The 14,698-nt window shown below is 57.6% G+C and carries 13 protein-coding genes; all 13 read right to left on the bottom strand.

Annotation, left to right across the window (positions count from 1 at the left end):
* Positions 1 to 52: 52 nt before the first annotated feature.
* The 13 genes from JNX03_RS10135 to JNX03_RS10195 all read right to left on the bottom strand — a co-directional run bounded on the left by JNX03_RS10135 (position 53) and on the right by JNX03_RS10195 (position 14,685).
* Positions 53 to 898, bottom strand: coding sequence for an ABC transporter permease (locus JNX03_RS10135; RefSeq protein WP_203208954.1), 846 nt, complete (start codon positions 896 to 898; stop codon positions 53 to 55).
* A 1-nt stretch (position 899) separates the two neighbouring features.
* Positions 900 to 1,763: an ABC transporter permease gene (locus JNX03_RS10140; RefSeq protein ID WP_203212213.1), complete on the bottom strand. Its 864-nt coding sequence runs from the start codon at positions 1,761 to 1,763 to the stop codon at positions 900 to 902.
* A complete protein-coding gene (locus JNX03_RS10145; RefSeq protein ID WP_203208955.1) occupies positions 1,763 to 2,869 on the bottom strand; it encodes an ABC transporter ATP-binding protein in 1,107 nt (368 codons plus the stop codon). The genes JNX03_RS10140 and JNX03_RS10145 overlap by 1 nt, the downstream gene beginning before the upstream one ends.
* A gap of 70 nt (positions 2,870 to 2,939) precedes the next feature.
* Entirely contained in the window at positions 2,940 to 4,001 is a 1,062-nt protein-coding gene (locus JNX03_RS10150) for an extracellular solute-binding protein (protein WP_203208956.1), read from the bottom strand.
* Between the two features lie 386 nt (positions 4,002 to 4,387).
* The gene (locus JNX03_RS10155; protein WP_203208957.1) at positions 4,388 to 4,660 is read right to left on the bottom strand and encodes a DUF6455 family protein; all 273 of its coding nucleotides are present in this window, start codon (positions 4,658 to 4,660) and stop codon (positions 4,388 to 4,390) included.
* 106 nt (positions 4,661 to 4,766) lie between these two features.
* Positions 4,767 to 5,288, bottom strand: coding sequence for a DUF2478 domain-containing protein (locus JNX03_RS10160; protein WP_203212214.1), 522 nt, complete (start codon positions 5,286 to 5,288; stop codon positions 4,767 to 4,769).
* Positions 5,289 to 5,293: 5 nt separating this feature from the next.
* A complete protein-coding gene (locus tag JNX03_RS10165; RefSeq protein ID WP_203208958.1) occupies positions 5,294 to 6,571 on the bottom strand; it encodes a molybdopterin molybdotransferase MoeA in 1,278 nt (425 codons plus the stop codon).
* Positions 6,572 to 6,619: 48 nt separating this feature from the next.
* A complete protein-coding gene (locus JNX03_RS10170) occupies positions 6,620 to 7,180 on the bottom strand; it encodes a hemerythrin domain-containing protein (protein ID WP_203208959.1) in 561 nt (186 codons plus the stop codon).
* Between the two features lie 20 nt (positions 7,181 to 7,200).
* Positions 7,201 to 7,998, bottom strand: coding sequence for a peptidylprolyl isomerase (locus tag JNX03_RS10175; protein ID WP_203208960.1), 798 nt, complete (start codon positions 7,996 to 7,998; stop codon positions 7,201 to 7,203).
* Positions 7,998 to 8,726: a respiratory nitrate reductase subunit gamma gene (narI, locus tag JNX03_RS10180; RefSeq protein WP_203208961.1), complete on the bottom strand. Its 729-nt coding sequence runs from the start codon at positions 8,724 to 8,726 to the stop codon at positions 7,998 to 8,000. Before narI ends, JNX03_RS10175 begins: the two co-directional genes overlap by 1 nt.
* Positions 8,727 to 8,739: 13 nt before the next feature.
* Positions 8,740 to 9,444 (bottom strand): nitrate reductase molybdenum cofactor assembly chaperone, encoded by a 705-nt coding sequence (narJ, locus tag JNX03_RS10185; protein WP_203208962.1) that lies wholly within the window; start codon positions 9,442 to 9,444, stop codon positions 8,740 to 8,742.
* Position 9,445: 1 nt separating this feature from the next.
* Positions 9,446 to 10,969 carry a nitrate reductase subunit beta gene (gene narH, locus JNX03_RS10190; RefSeq protein ID WP_203208963.1) on the bottom strand — a complete coding sequence of 508 codons (1,524 nt, stop codon included), beginning with the start codon at positions 10,967 to 10,969 and terminating at the stop codon, positions 9,446 to 9,448.
* The gene (locus tag JNX03_RS10195) at positions 10,966 to 14,685 is read right to left on the bottom strand and encodes a nitrate reductase subunit alpha (RefSeq protein ID WP_203208964.1); all 3,720 of its coding nucleotides are present in this window, start codon (positions 14,683 to 14,685) and stop codon (positions 10,966 to 10,968) included. Before JNX03_RS10195 ends, narH begins: the two co-directional genes overlap by 4 nt.
* Between the last annotated feature and the right edge of the window lie 13 nt (positions 14,686 to 14,698).

Below are 14,698 nucleotides of genomic sequence, written 5' to 3' on the forward strand. Positions count from 1 at the left end.
CTTGCTTTGCCGATGTTGTGTGGCCCTGTGCCGCCAAAAGCAAGGCCCAGACCTACCGCCGCGACAATAAGGACGCCAAGCCAAGGATCGCAGAGACCACGATCAACAGCAGCGAGACCGCGTTCAGCACCGGCGTTGACCCTTGTTTGAGCCTGTCAAACATTGTCACCGTCAGCGGCGCATCCGAGCCCACCAGCATCAGCGTTGTGTTGAAATTCTCAAAGCTCATCAGCACCGCAACAACCGCCGCCGCAATCATCGCAGGCAGCAAGAATGGCAGCGTCACCTGCCGGATCGCGCCCCATTTGGTCGCGCCAAGGTTCAGCGCGGCCTCCTCCAGCGAACGATCAAATTTTTGCAGACGGGCAGAAATCACCAGCGTTGCAAAGGTGGTGATAAAGGAAAACTGCCCAAGGATCACAAGGATCAAACCGGGGCGCAGCCCGTCAAACCACAGGCCCGTCGCCTCTTCCAACGTGTTGGCGATGGTGCTCGAGAACACGAGAATCGAAATCCCAAGGATGATCCCCGGAATGATCAGCGGCAACAGCATCAGGATATAAAGGAAATCCTTGCCCGCAAAATCGTGACGGACAAACAAGAAGGCATTGCAGGTGCCCACCAGCACGGCCAGCCCCGACACCCAGACCGCAACAAAGGCCGAGGTGCCGATGGAGCGCAAGATGGGCCGTTCATGAAACACCCCCAGCCGCGGCGCTTCGGTGCCAAAGAACCAGTCCCATGTGAACCCGTCCCATGGCAGCGAGGGAAAGACACTGTCATTGAAAGCAAAGACACAGACCGTCACCAATGGCAGTGCCAGATAAATAAAGAACAGCGTCACATAGGCCCTATAGGTCCATTTGAAGCCCGACGATTGTGGAATACCCGTGATCATCTCAGCGCCCCATCGTCTTGCCCAGCGACTGGCCGGACAATTTCAGAGCCAGAAACACGATCAGCGAAGACAAGCCCAACAAAAGGAAGCCAAAGGCCGATCCCAACTCCCAGTTAAAGCGGGTGATAAACTGGTCATAAATCAGCCCGGTGAACCAAAGGCTGTCTTTCCCGCCCAGCAGGATCGGCGTCAGGTAATTGCCCAGTGACAGCATGAACACCACGATACAGCCAGATACGATCCCGGGCATGGCATGAGGGATTACAATCTCGCGCAGGATGCTAAAGCTGCTGCCGCCAAGGTCATAGCCCGCCTCGATCAGGCTGTCATCAAGGCTATCGAGGGTCGTGACCAGCGGCACCACCATGAACAGCATGGACGTGTAAACCAGCCCCGTCATGATCGCCGCATCGTTATATAGAAACTCAACAGGACCGGCCAACACACCGATATATTGCAGGAATGACGACAGAACACCGGTTTCGCGCAAAAGGATCATCCAACCGAATGTGCGCACCAACTCGCTCACCCAAAAGGGGATCAGACACATAAGGAACAGGGTTGTCTTGGTCCGCCCCCGTGTCAGCTTGGCAATGTAATAGGCCACCGGAAACCCGATCAGCAGGGTCAAAACCGTTGCCGTGATCGACATATAGGCGGTGCGGGCAAAGGTGTTCCAATAGAGCGGCTCGTTAAAGAACACAGCATAATTGGCAAGGCTGGTCTCATATTGCCGGATGCCAATCTTTTCCTGCAAAGACACCAGAAACATCCCCACATGCGGCAGAACGATCAGCGTCATCAGCCAGATCGCCAGCGGGGCCATCAGCAGGATCAGCCCAAGTCGGGATTTGTCAGAGGCCATCATCCAGCAGCCTGTCTGTAGCAACGTGTCTGGTCTGGCTCCCACCCGAAAAAGATCGGATCGCCCTTGGTCAGATCACGGAATTCACTGGTTTGCGGCAAGGCCACGCTCATCTCGCTGCCCGTGGCGCTGTCTCGCAGGATCAGCTGGCTGTTGGCACCGTTGAACAACACGCTTTCCACTTTGCCATTGCCGGTATTGCCCAGATTGGCAACGTCCTCTTGGCGGCGGGACAATCGCACCGCTTCGGGGCGCACAAACACTTGCGTCATCTCCCCTTCTTTCAATCCTTCACCCGCATCGACCCCTTGCAACGCGACACCGTCACGGGTCAGCAGTTGCAAGCTGCCTGCGCCTGCAACCTGCACCTTCGCCTGATATTTGTTCGCCTCTCCGACGAACCCGGCCACAAAGGCTGTGGAAGGGTGGTAATAAAGATCCCGGGCCGTTCCGACCTGTTCAAACACACCATGGTTCATCACGGCGATCTGATCGCTCATCACCAAGGCTTCGGATTGGTCATGGGTGATATAGACAAAAGTCGTGTTGAACTCCGATTGCAGCTTTTTCAGCTCAATCTTCATATGTTCGCGCAGTTTCAGATCCAACGCGCCCAGCGGTTCATCCAGCAAAAGCACATCGGGCTCCAGCACCATACAGCGGGCAATCGCCACACGCTGTTTCTGGCCGCCAGACAGGGAATCCACCGGCCGGTCTGCCACACCGCCAAGACCGACACGCTCAAGCACCCGTTCGACCTGTCTCTTGATATCCACTTTATTCACGCCGCGTTGGCGCAGGCCAAAGCCGACATTCGCGCCGATGCTCATCATCGGGAACAGCGCCAGGTGTTGAAACACCATCGACACGGGCCGCTTGTTCGGCGGCACGTTCAGCATGCTCTTGCCCTTGATCAACAGATCACCGCCGCTGGGCGCTTGAAACCCCGCGATCATCCGCAACAGCGTGGTCTTGCCACATCCGGACGGGCCAAGAATGGAGAAAAACGTGCCCGGCGGCACGTCAAAGCTCACCTCTTTGACAGCCTGAAAATCATCAAAACTCTTTGAGATCGCACGGCATTCAAGATCAGCAGTATCAGGCATCAGAGGGGTCTTTCACACAAAGAAGCGGAGCGCGAAGATCGCGCTCCAACCGTAGTTTTGTCAAACTGGCTTACTTGGCCGCGTTGATCCGGTCCAAGGTGGCACCTTCCAGCGCCTCAAGGCCCGCAGGCACCGCAGGATACCATTTGATGTTGTCGATCGCCTCTTGCGGGAAGCTGGCCTGATACTTTGCCTTCAGCGCGTCGTCTACGCCAGCATCACCACCTTGCGAGGCGGTGAAGTTGCCCGCTGCTGTGGTGATCATCGCCGCGATTTCGGGCTGCATCACAAAGTTGATCCAAGCGTAAGCGGCATCATCCGCGCGACCACGTGCAGGCAAGGCAAATGTGTCGATCCAACCCAGCGCGCCGGACTTGGGCGCAACAAAGGTGATGTCGGCGTTGTCATCGTTCAACTGCCAGCCACCGGTGTCCCATGCCATTGACGCCGTCACTTCGCCAGAGCGCAGCAGGTTCTTGATCTCGTCACCGCCGCCCCAATAGGTTTTGACGTTGGATTTACAGTCGATCAACTGCGCCTCGACCTTGTCCAGGATCGCCTGATAGGCATCTGGGTCCGCGTAGGCGGCAAAGGGGTCCATGCCCATGGAGAAGGCAAATCCAATCAGCGTTGGACGCTTCAAACGATAAGACACCTTACCCGCGACGGAGGGATCACACAGATCCATATAGTCTTGCACCTGACCTGCTTCGGCAGTGTTCACCACCAAACCGGAAGTGCCCCAAACATGCGGCACGCCATAGACCTCGCCATCGACCATGGTGTTGCCCTTGGTCGCGGCCAGCATTGACGGAATGAACAGGCTGGTGTCGATCTTGGACATGTCCAGCGGCTTGTAGATCCCAAACTCGGCCTGAGCCCCGGCGATCCGGTCTTGGCTTGGCTGTGCCAGATCAAAGCCGCCGCCGTTTGTCGCACGCAGCTTGGCAACCATTTCTTCGTTGTTGGACTTTGTCACCTCAACGGTGTGGCCGGTTTCCGCCTCGAACTTGGCCACCACGTCTTCGGGCGCATATCCGCCCCATGTCAGCAGGCGCAGGGTGTCTGCCTGCGCCGAAAATGTCGTCAGCGCCAGCGCAGCGCCGGTCGCAAATAATACAGTCGATTTCATGTCACTCTCCCGTGGACGCAAATTGATTTTGCATTGGATGTTGGCGCATCAGCCCCACATGGTCGCCACCAACATGGCATATTGGTAGGGACAGTCCGGGCAAAGAACAACTCTTTTCGAGTTGTTTTTTGTCCCGAAGGTCAAATTTTTTGTTACAGTTTTGTGACGATAAACAATTTTAATTCAATAGCTTACCCACTCATTCGCGCACAAACAGTTGTTCATCTGGAAACTTTCGACGGGTGCCGCACAGGCCTGCACAACGTCAAATTGCGGGCAAATCGGCGCAAGAATCTGCACCCGTTTCACCCGTCAAGGACTTCAAAAATCAAATTTAATTCGGTTGGCCTGCCATCCCAAATGTCGCAAAGAGACAACAGGTGGGATCACAGCGCCTTCTTCTGACGCAGGATCGCATCCTGGTTCTTACAAAAGCTGGGCGGCGCATCGGCAATCGGATGCCGCGCCAGCCAAGCCTGGCAGTCAACTTCGCTATCGCAGGCGCAACAATTCTGAACGCTGGCGCGAATGTCTTGTTCGGTGGTCGGCCAGGCAGACCCTTTGCCGAGGTCTGCCCCGGTGGATTGCAGCATCCTGCGGCGCAGGCGCATCCGTTCCTCGAATTTCTCGATTGTCATCTGTGAAAACGTCAATGCCATCACGGTTCCTCCATGCGCCCCAAAGGGACTGTAACATAGCCATCAGACCTCGCATTTGATCTGGGACAAATCCGATGTGGCTCTGAACGTGACCTATTTACCGTCCTCAGGCGACTTCGGCGGTCTTTTCGTGGGTGCCGGTTAACCAAGCGGCCAGCGCCGGAACATCCGGCGCGACCTGCACCGCCAAGCCTTCGGAAAACTCCAAGAATGCTTCGCGGTTCAGGGCATTCACCCCGGCAATCACCGGAATATCCTGCGCCAGCGCGGTTGCGATGACGCTGCGCATGCCGCGGCCCGAGGCCTCGTGCTTGCCGAATTTGTTGATGATCAACACATCCACATCCGCATCCAAACGTGCCGATACTTCGCCCACTGCCGTTTCCAACGCCGCAGGATCCAACCGGCAGCCCTTGGCCTCGGCGCCCAGCGATTGCGAAATGCGGATCACGGGGCCATCGGGCAATACCTGCACATCCATATCGCAGGGATGGCACGTTTCGCGCTCCGAGTTGATTTGCACGATCCCGGCGGTCTTCATTCCCTTTGCCGCCAATTCATCGGCCAAGCTGGCCAACAGCAGGTCAAGGTCGCCTTTGTGTTCAGTTATTGTATAGGCAAGGTTCATCTTCATTAGCCTTCAAATGGTAAGAATTCCAACATGCTGCCCAAGGGCAGCTCTCTCACATCGCCGGGCAGGCGCACCAACCCGTCACAGCCGACAAGCGGCGCCAGTTGCGCAGAATGCACCTGCGGCCCCAAGTGTACAACCTCACGGCCCCGATCATCCCGGCCAACAATCGTCGCGGGGCGGTATTCGCAACGTCCGGTTTTGTGTCGCAATGGCGTATCGGCCCGCACCAATCGCGCAGTGCACAGGCCATCCGCAGCCCCGGACAAACGCTGGCAAAGCGGTTTTGCAAACAATGTCCAGGTCACAAAGGCCGCCACGGGATTGCCCGGCAAGCCAAGAAAAGCGGCTTGCCCGATGCGCCCAAAGGACAGCGGCTTGCCCGGTTTGATCGCAACGCCCGCAAATTTAAGGTCTCCGCCCGCAAGGGCGATTGCCCCATGCACATGGTCCTCTTCGCCCACCGATACCCCGCCCGTGGTGATCACAAGATCGGCAATCTCCGATGCGGCGGCTGTGGCCGCGGCCAGCGCCTGTTTGTTGTCAGGGCAATTGGATTGATGGACCAAATCCGCGCCAATGGCCGCAACGGCAGATTTCAACATAGGCCCGTTCACATCATAGATCTGACCCGGGTCGAGGGTCTCTCCGGCGCGGGCCAGCTCTGATCCGGTGCAGATCACGGCGATACGCAGCTTGCGGAACACCTGCACCTTGGCCAACCCAGCGCCGGTGATCGCGGCCAATTCGCGGGTGGTGATCACCTGCCCTGCAGGCACGATCACATCGCCCAATGCCACGTCTTCCCCGGCGCGGCGGATGTTCTGGCCCTCGGTGGGTGCGCGTTCAAAAATGGCAAATCCAGCGTCGAGCCGCACCTGCTCCTGCATCACCACCGTATCAGCACCCGCCGGGATCGGCGCACCCGTAAAAATGCGCGTGCATGTGCCCGGCTCAAGCGGTGTTTGCCCCGCCTGCCCCGCCGCGATCCGCTGCGCCACGGGCAAGCGGAAAGGTCCGTCCTCTGGGCTGTCGCACCGCCGCAGGGCATAGCCATCCATCGCCGAATTGTCGAAAGGCGGCATCATGATCTGTGCCTGCACATCGCGGCCCAGAACCCGGCCAAGCGTTTCTCCAACCGGCAATTCTTCAGTGTCGGAAACGCGGCCCGTTGCCTGCCGGATTTGCCGCAGCGCCTCTTGCACAGACAACAAAGGCTTGGCCTCCGGCGCGTCCGCGCAGCCGCAACCGGGCAATTCGAGTATTTCGTGTTTTGTCATGTCGCGCCCTTTCGGTATCGCCCAAACGGCCCATCAAGCTCCCAAAGATCAACCCGCATGATACCCTCCTCCGGGCAAGCCGCGCCGATCCAGCATATGCTCAAGCATCTGGCGCAGATCGGTTGTCATCAATCGCGCCCGTGCCAGCGGCAGCAGAATCGCGTTTTCCAGGATCAGATGGCGGCGCTTCTTGTCTGCAAAGCCGCGCAGCACAGCCCGCTCATCCATTGTCAGCTCAGGCCGTCGGGAGCGCAGGCCATCCAGAATGGCGAGACAGTATTTGGCCCCCCTCAAATGGTCTGAATGGTCTTTGCTCAGCCGGTCCAGCGTCCGCTCCACCTGATCTTCAGGTTCACATCTTTTGCGCAGCATCGGAAACAGGTCTTCTTCTTCGTCAGCAATATGGGCCGAAAGCTCCATCCGCAGAAACCCGCGGGTTTGTTCCAGATCCACTGGTTCCCGCGAGGGCTTGCCGGACAAGCGGTCCAGCACGGCACAAATGTGCCGTAGCCGGTAGTGATCTTCATTGATCAGGTCGAGCGGACTGCCAAGCCGCGCCATTTCAGCCGGGCTGAGCCAGTCTCCCCTTTGGGAAGGATTGAGGCGCATATTCATCTCCCTTCCAACCGTCAAAATGCCTTTAAGTCGATCCCCACGATTTCGGCCGCATCGGTCAGACGTTGGGTCAGGGCTTGCACTTCGTGAACCCAGGCGTTCTTTTCCATCGCTGCGCGCAGCTTGGGGGCAACCGCTTCAAAGGGCAGCACGGCACCTTCGGCAACCGCATCCATCCGAACGATGTGAAAACCAAACCGTGAGGCCACGGGGTCTGCGGTGATCTCACCTTCGTTCAGATCACGCAGTGCGGCCTCGAATTCTGGCACGGTATCGCCTGGTGACAACTGCCCCAAAAGCCCGCCGTTCTGGGCGGAGGAACAATCGCTGTCGTTCTTGGCGATGCGGCCAAAACATTTGGGATCGGCCAAGACCTGTTCGGTCAAAGCCGCCGCTTTGGTCAAAGCCTTGCCGCGGGCTTCATCATCTGACGGATCTGCCGCGACCAGAATATGTGACACCTCCCAAAGGGGCGGGGCACGGTAGCGATCGGGGTCTTTGCTCCAGACCGCGCGCACTTCTTCATCGGTGGGCGGTGCGACCTTGATCGCGGCATCAATGACACCGCGGATCAATGCCTCTTCTTGGGTTTCCACAAGCCCGTCGCCCATGCGGCGCGGCGGCTCTACCACGCCAAGCTTGCCCGCTTCTTGCAGCAGCACCTCGCGGACGATCAACGCCCGCGCCGCCTGCCGCCATGCCAGACCCGGCTTGTTCTTCGGCGCGTTGTGGTTTTGTGCCTCCGCCGCGATTGCGGCAGAAGCGATTGTGACGCCGTTCACGATCACATCAGGGAAAAGCGCTTTGGTCATCACTTCGCCCCTTCATTGCGTGCAGGCAACGGTGTCTGGCGGCGCGACCGCACCACCTGATAACCGGGACGCCACAGATAACGGATCGGGGCAGACACCATGTGAACCAACCGTGTGAACGGGAACAGCAAGGTGATCAGCAGGCCAAGGAAGATATGCGCCTTGTAGAGCCAATGCACATCCACAACCATCGCCCAGGCGTTGAGGTTCAACAGAACCACACTTTGCGACCATGTCATAAAGCGCACCATTTCCGCGCCATCCATGTGTTGCAGTGTCAGGAAGATGGTGCCGATACCGATCAGCAATTGCAGCCAGATCAGCGCCAGAATGCCAATGTCAGCAAAACTGGAGTGGCGGCGGATACGGGGATCGGTCAAGCGGCGGTGCAACAGAATGGTCGCGCCGATCAGTGCGGTCACACCTGCAATGCCGCCGATGACAACCGCCATCCATTGTTTGAGCGCATAGGGAATGCCCAGCGCGTCGAGGATCCAGACCGGGGTAAACAGACCCGCAAGATGGCCAAAGAACACCGTCAGAATGCCGACGTGAAACAGCACCGACCCGAGAATTAACTGTTTGCGCCGCAAAAGCTGGCTGGAAGACGATTTCCAAGTGAACGGATCACGCTCATACCGGGCGATACACCCCACAATCAGCACGGTCAGCGCGATATAGGGCATGATCCCAAAGATGAAGTAGTCGATGTCAAAGTTGGTAAACATATCTGTGATCCCCTTACTTGGCCGCGGCTTGCGGCGCTGGGTTTATCGGTGTGTCCATCTGCGCAAGCATATCGCGCACCTGCGGGCAGCCCGCGTTTGGATCAGGGCCAAAGGTCACTTCGGATTCTTCCCAAACCTCGTCCAGCGCCTTGAGATCGGTTGGATCATCGTCCGGCTGTGCGAGCATCGCCTCGACCACGTCTTTATTGGCCTTGGCCCCCGCGATCTGGATCAGCGCTGCAAATACCGCCGCATAGGGGCTTTCGCGCCGCTCAAGGCGGGTTTGCAGGGCCTCAAAGATATGCGCGGCATCGGTCAATGTGTCGCGCACTTCACGTGACGGACGGGTCGACAGAAATTCCAACAAGACTGGCAAGTGGTCCGGCAGTTCCGATGTGGCCGGATCAAACCCTGCCTCACGGTAGGTTTCGATCAGCGACACCATCGCGCCACCCCGGTCGCGGCTCTCGCCGTGAACATGTTCAAACAGGTTCAACGACAAGGTCCGCGAGCGGTCGAAGAGCAGGACAAACTGCTCTTCGAGGTCATAGATGTCGCGCCCGGCTAGCCCCTCAACCAGCGGGCGCAACGCCCGACGTGCTGCTGCTGTCAAACGCGTATCCGAGGCAAGGACGCCTCCGATCTCGGACATCGCATGCTGCAGCTCGCGCGTCGGGTAGCTCAGAAGTAGGGAAAAGGATTTCAGTGTACGGTCCATGTTACTGCACCTCCTGTGGCATTTTCAGAGGTTTCTTGGAGCCGCCAAAAAGCGATCCTTTGGAGATACCAGTGGAACAGCCGTTGCCGTCGGTGAACCCGCAGCCCCCCTTGAGGTCATAGGCCTCTTCGACCTGCTCACGGTGGGTTGTTGGGATCACGAAACGATCTTCGTAATCGGCCAAAGCCATGATTTTATACATGTCCTCGATCATCCGCGGCTCGAGGCCCACACGTTGTGCGATGCCTTCATCGATCACGCCATCCACAGTTTTTGACCGCATGTAAGACCGCATGGCCATCATCCGCTCCAACGCTGTGACAACCGGGGCTTCGTCCCCTGCCGTCAGCATGTTGGCGAGGTATTTGACCGGGATGCGCAGGGATTGAACGTCAGGCATTGCGCCGTCCATGCCAATCTTGCCTGCTTCGGCAGCGTTCTGGATCGGTGACAATGGCGGGATGTACCAGACCATTGGCAGGGTGCGATATTCGGGGTGCAGCGGGAACGCCACTTTCCATTCCATCGCCATCTTCCAGATCGGGCTTTCCTGCGCGCCTTTGATCCAGTCCTCCGGCACGCCGTCGCGACGGGCCGCTTCGATGACGGCGGGATCATTTGGATCGAGGAAAACATCCAACTGCGCATCATAAAGATCGGTCTCAGCAGGCACATTGGCCGCATCTTCGATCTTGTCCGCATCATAAAGCATCACGCCCAGATACCGGATACGCCCAACGCAGGTTTCCGAACAAACGGTCGGGTTGCCGCTTTCGATCCGGGGATAGCACAGAGTGCATTTCTCGGATTTGCCGGACTGCCAGTTGTAGTAGATCTTTTTGTAGGGGCAGCCGGACACACACATCCGCCAGCCGCGGCATTTTTCCTGGTCGATTAGAACAATGCCGTCTTCTTCGCGTTTGTAGATCGCGCCGGACGGGCAGGATGCCGCGCAAGCCGGGTTCAGACAGTGTTCGCAAAGGCGGGGCAAATACATCATGAATGTATTTTCATATTCCCCGTAGATCTCCTTCTGGATGCCTTCGAAGTTGTAGTCTTCGCTGCGCTTGGCGAATTCACCGCCAAGGATCTCTTCCCAGTTCGGACCTTTTTCGATCTTCTCCATCCGCTCGCCGGTGATCTTGGACCTTGGACGTGCAGTCGGGAAGGCCGTCATTTCGGGCGCCGATTTCAGGTGGTCATAATCGAAATCAAACGGCTCATAATAGTCGTCAATTTCGGGCAGGTCCGGGTTGCCAAAGATATTGGCCAGAATCCGCCATTTGCTGCCCTGCTTGGGCTGTAACTTGCCAGATCGTGTCCGTTCCCAGCCACCTTTCCAACGCGCCTGGTTTTCCCAGTCGGTCGGATAGCCGGTGCCCGGTTTGGTTTCCACGTTGTTGAACCATGCGTATTCAACACCATCGCGGCTGGTCCAGACGTTTTTGCAGGTGACAGAGCATGTGTGGCACCCGATACATTTGTCCAGGTTCAACACCATGCCGATTTGTGCGCGAACTCTCATTCTGCTGCCTCCACTTTGGCGGGTGTATCGAGCCAGTCGACCTTCCGCATTTTTCTGACGATGACGAATTCATCCCGGTTCGACCCGACGGTGCCGTAGTAGTTAAAGCCGTAGGATTGATGGGCATAACCGCCGATCATATGGGTTGGTTTGAGCGTGGTGCGGGTCACAGAGTTGTGGATGCCGCCACGGTTGCCGGTCTTTTCAGAACCGGGCGTGTTCACGATCTTTTCCTGCGCGTGGTACATAAACAGCGTGCCGTCTTTCATGCGCTGGCTGACAACCGCACGGGCCGTAAGCGCCCCGTTGGTGTTGTAAACCTCGACCCAATCGTTGTCCGCAATCCCCGCCTTGGCCGCATCGACCTCGGACAGCCAGACCACCGGACCACCCCGGTTGAGCGTGAGCATCAACAGGTTGTCCGAATAGGTGGAGTGGATGCCCCATTTCTGGTGGGGTGTGATGAAGTTGAGCACCAGGCTGTCGCCATCATCCATCACGTCGCTGTTGATGGTCTTCAGATCGACAGGTGGGCGGTAGGTTGTGAACCCTTCGCCAAAGGCGCGCATCCACAGGTGATCTTGATACAGCTGCTGGCGGCCTGTCAGGGTGCGCCATGGGATCAACTCATGCACGTTGGTATAGCCGGCGTTGTAGCAGACATGTTCACTTTCGATACCGGACCATGTGGGCGAGCTGATGATCTTGCGCGGCTGTGCGGCAATATCGCGGAAACGGATTTTCTCGTCTTCCTTCGGCAGCGCCAGATGTCTGTGGTCAATGCCGGTGGCTTTGCCCAGTTGTTCCCATGCTTTCACAGCCACTTCGCCATTGGTTTCCGGGGCCAGCATCAAGATGACCTCGGTGGCGTCGATGTCAGTCACCAGTTTCGGGCAACCCTTGGCAGGGCCATCCTCCCACTCGCCGTTGAGATCGCGCAGATGCTGCACCTCAACTTCGGTGTTCCAGGTGATACCTTTGCCGCCATTGCCAAGCTTATCAAGCAGCGGACCAACAGCCACAAACCGGTCGTAGATCGCGGTATAATCCCGCTCAACCGGCACATAGTTTGGTGCGGTCTTTCCGGGGATCAGTTCGCATTCGCCTTTCTTCCAGTCGCGGACCTGATCCTGTGCAATCTCTGCCGGTGTGTCGTGCAGGATCGGCAGGGCAACCACATCGGTTTCCTTGCCCAGCACCTCGGGTGCAACCTCTTGGAATTTTTTGGCAATCGCCTTGAAGATTTCCCAGTCCGATTTGCTCTCATAGGCAGGATCAACAGCCGCCTGAAGCGGGTGGATGAACGGGTGCATGTCCGATGTGTTCAGGTCGTTCTTCTCGTACCAGCTTGCTGTTGGCAGAACGATATCGGAATAGACTGCTGTGGTGCTCATCCGGAAGTCAATGCAGACCAAAAGGTCCAGTTTGCCTTCTGGCGCTTCTTCATGCCATTTGGCTTCTGATGGCATTTGGCCGCCCTCAACACCGAGGTCATGACCGAGCACGCCGTGGTCGGTGCCCAGCAAGTGCTTGAGGAAATACTCGTGGCCTTTGCCCGAAGAACCCAACAGGTTGGACCGCCAGATAAACAGGTTGCGCGGCCAGTTTTCGGGTGCGTCAGGATCTTCGCAAGACATTTCCAGATCGCCGGATTTCAGCTGTTCTGCGATGTAGTCTTTGATCTCTTTGCCAGCCGCTTTGGCCGCTTTGGTCACTTCAAGCGGGTTGGTTTTCAACTGCGGTGCCGATGGCAACCAGCCCATGCGTTCAGCGCGGATGTTGTAGTCAATCAGATTGACGTTCCAATCACCCTCTGGCGCCGTTGGCGACAGGATCTCATCCGCCGTCAGGGTCTCATAACGCCACTGATCGGTATGCGCATACCATGCCGAGGTGGAGTTCATGTGACGTGGTGGACGGTTCCAATCCAGCGCAAAGGCCAGCGGCTGCCATCCGGTTTGCGGGCGCAGCTTTTCCTGGCCCACGTAGTGGCTCCAGCCACCGCCCGACTGACCGATACAGCCACACATCACCAACATGTTAATGATGCCGCGATAGTTCATGTCCATGTGGTACCAGTGGTTCAGACCGGCACCCAGAATGACCATGGATTTACCATTGGTCTTTTCGGCATTGGTGGCAAACTCACGGGCAACCGCGATAATCTTGTCGGCAGGAACACCGGTGATCCGTTCGGCCCATGCAGGCGTATAAGGTTTGTCTTCGGCAAAGTCCTTGGTGACCCAATCCCCGCCCAGGCCGCGATCAAGGCCATAGTTGGCGCAGAAGAGGTCAAACACAGTGGCAACCTGTACATCGCCGTCTGCCGTTTTCACGGTTTTCACAGGGATGTTGTGGGTCATGACATCAGGGAAATCGCACTGCGCAAAGTTCTTGGTGGATTGACCGCCGAAGTAGGGGAAATCGACACCGACAATCTTGTCATGGTCCTCTTCAAGAACCAGCGAGGTCATCAAGTCGGTGTCTTTGCCGCTTGCACGTTCCTCAAGGTTCCATTCACCGTCTTCACCCCAGCGATAGCCAACCGAACCGTTTGGCGCGACCAGGCCCGCCTTGCGGTCAAGGGCGACAGTTTTCCATTCGGGGTTGTTGTCTTCGCCCAGTTTGCCGTCCAGATCATCGGCCCGCAGGAAGCGGCCCGGCACGTACCGGCCGTCTTTTTCCTCAAGCTTTACCAGCATTGGGAAGTCGGAATATTTGCGGGTGTAATCCTCGAAGTACTCGGCCTGACGGTCGAGATGGTATTCGCGCAGGATCACGTGACCCATGGCCATTGCCAAGGCGCTGTCGGTGCCCTGTTTCGGGGCCAACCAGACGTCGCCAAACTTGGCCGCTTCGGAATAGTCCGGGCAAATCACAGCGGATTTGGTGCCGCGATAGCGTGCCTCGGTGTAGAAGTGCGCATCCGGTGTCCGGGTCTGCGGCACGTTGGAGCCCCAAAGCAGCAAGAAGCCCGCGTTGTACCAATCGGCACTTTCCGGCACGTCGGTCTGTTCGCCCCATGTCATCGGAGAGGCCGGTGGCAAGTCGCAATACCAGTCATAGAAGGACATGCAGACGCCGCCCATCAGGCTCAGATACCGCGATCCGGCGGCATAGCTGACCATCGACATCGCCGGAATGGGCGAGAAGCCGAAGACGCGGTCCGGACCGTATGTCTTGGCCGTATAGGCATTGGCGGTCGCGATGATTTCGGTGCTTTCATCCCATGTCGCGCGGACAAAGCCGCCCTTGCCACGGGATTTGACATAGTTGGCCCGCAGGATCGGGTCATTCTGAAGCTTGGTCCAGGCCTCGATCGGGGTCATGGTCTTGCGCATCTCGCGCCAGACTTTCAAAAGTTTGCCGCGGATCAGCGGGTTCTTCACCCGGTTCGCGGAATACAGATACCAGCTGTAGGATGCGCCACGTGCACAGCCACGCGGTTCGTGGTTGGGCAGGCCCGCACGGGTGCGCGGATAGTCCGTCTGCTGGGTTTCCCATGTGACGATCCCGGATTTGACGTAGATCTTCCAGCTACATGAGCCGGTGCAGTTCACACCATGGGTCGAGCGCACGATCTTGTCGTGGCGCCAGCGGTTGCGATAGGTCTCTTCCCAATCGCGGTTCTCGCGGGTCACTTGCCCGTGGCCGTTCGAGAATTTTTCCAGTTCTTTTGACTGGAGAAAGTTCAATCTGTCGAGCAGGTGGCTCATCTTGCTAGCTCCT

It is taken from the genome of Sulfitobacter mediterraneus, from assembly GCF_016801775.1.
Classification (GTDB): domain Bacteria; phylum Pseudomonadota; class Alphaproteobacteria; order Rhodobacterales; family Rhodobacteraceae; genus Sulfitobacter; species Sulfitobacter mediterraneus_A.

Bases quoted from the DNA above. Each gene is read 5' to 3' on its own strand.
- JNX03_RS10135 (WP_203208954.1), bottom strand. From the start codon at position 898: ATGATCACGGGTATTCCACAATCGTCGGGCTTCAAATGGACCTATAGG.
- JNX03_RS10140 (WP_203212213.1), bottom strand. From the start codon at position 1,763: ATGGCCTCTGACAAATCCCGACTTGGGCTGATCCTGCTGATGGCCCCG.
- JNX03_RS10145 (WP_203208955.1), bottom strand. From the start codon at position 2,869: ATGCCTGATACTGCTGATCTTGAATGCCGTGCGATCTCAAAGAGTTTT.
- JNX03_RS10150 (WP_203208956.1), bottom strand. From the start codon at position 4,001: ATGAAATCGACTGTATTATTTGCGACCGGCGCTGCGCTGGCGCTGACG.
- JNX03_RS10155 (WP_203208957.1), bottom strand. From the start codon at position 4,660: ATGGCATTGACGTTTTCACAGATGACAATCGAGAAATTCGAGGAACGG.
- JNX03_RS10160 (WP_203212214.1), bottom strand. From the start codon at position 5,288: ATGAACCTTGCCTATACAATAACTGAACACAAAGGCGACCTTGACCTG.
- JNX03_RS10165 (WP_203208958.1), bottom strand. From the start codon at position 6,571: ATGACAAAACACGAAATACTCGAATTGCCCGGTTGCGGCTGCGCGGAC.
- JNX03_RS10170 (WP_203208959.1), bottom strand. From the start codon at position 7,180: ATGCGCCTCAATCCTTCCCAAAGGGGAGACTGGCTCAGCCCGGCTGAA.
- JNX03_RS10175 (WP_203208960.1), bottom strand. From the start codon at position 7,998: ATGACCAAAGCGCTTTTCCCTGATGTGATCGTGAACGGCGTCACAATC.
- narI (WP_203208961.1), bottom strand. From the start codon at position 8,726: ATGTTTACCAACTTTGACATCGACTACTTCATCTTTGGGATCATGCCC.
- narJ (WP_203208962.1), bottom strand. From the start codon at position 9,444: ATGGACCGTACACTGAAATCCTTTTCCCTACTTCTGAGCTACCCGACG.
- narH (WP_203208963.1), bottom strand. From the start codon at position 10,969: ATGAGAGTTCGCGCACAAATCGGCATGGTGTTGAACCTGGACAAATGT.
- JNX03_RS10195 (WP_203208964.1), bottom strand. From the start codon at position 14,685: ATGAGCCACCTGCTCGACAGATTGAACTTTCTCCAGTCAAAAGAACTG.